Below are 386 nucleotides of genomic sequence, written 5' to 3' on the forward strand. Positions count from 1 at the left end.
TTTCTAACAATTGATCCTAAGTACACCACCCAAAGATGCCATCAATGTGGCAGTATTATGGGCCAAAACGGTTATAAGAAATTAGCCCTTAAGGATCGGGAATGGACTTGTCCAATCTGTCAGACGCATCATATTCGTGATTGGAATGCGGCAGTGAATATTCTAGAAAAAGGATTAGGCAAGTGGCAGAATCCTAAAATAAAAGAAAAAAGCAGCCTAAGCTAGGCTGCAGTCCGCTAGCAATTCGCGGACTTAAAAGGCTTTGGTAAATAGACGACCTCTATCGGCAATAGTCAAAAGACTATTGCTGGTAAGTCAAGTCCGTATCTAAGCAAGTTGGTGTTCTGGTTAGCGTAAGCTAACGAGCCACTAAGCCCTAGACTTCA

The 386-nt window shown here is 42.5% G+C and carries 1 protein-coding gene; it reads left to right on the top strand.

The genetic code is table 11. The annotated features are described in order from the left end of the window. A partial coding sequence (locus JEM49_RS10045; protein WP_201874880.1) for a zinc ribbon domain-containing protein occupies positions 1-225 on the top strand: 225 nt, incomplete at its 5' end. Positions 226-386: the final 161 nt, after the last annotated feature.

It is taken from the genome of Lactobacillus sp. A27, from assembly GCF_016742815.1.
Classification (GTDB): Bacteria; Bacillota; Bacilli; order Lactobacillales; family Lactobacillaceae; genus Lactobacillus; species Lactobacillus gallinarum.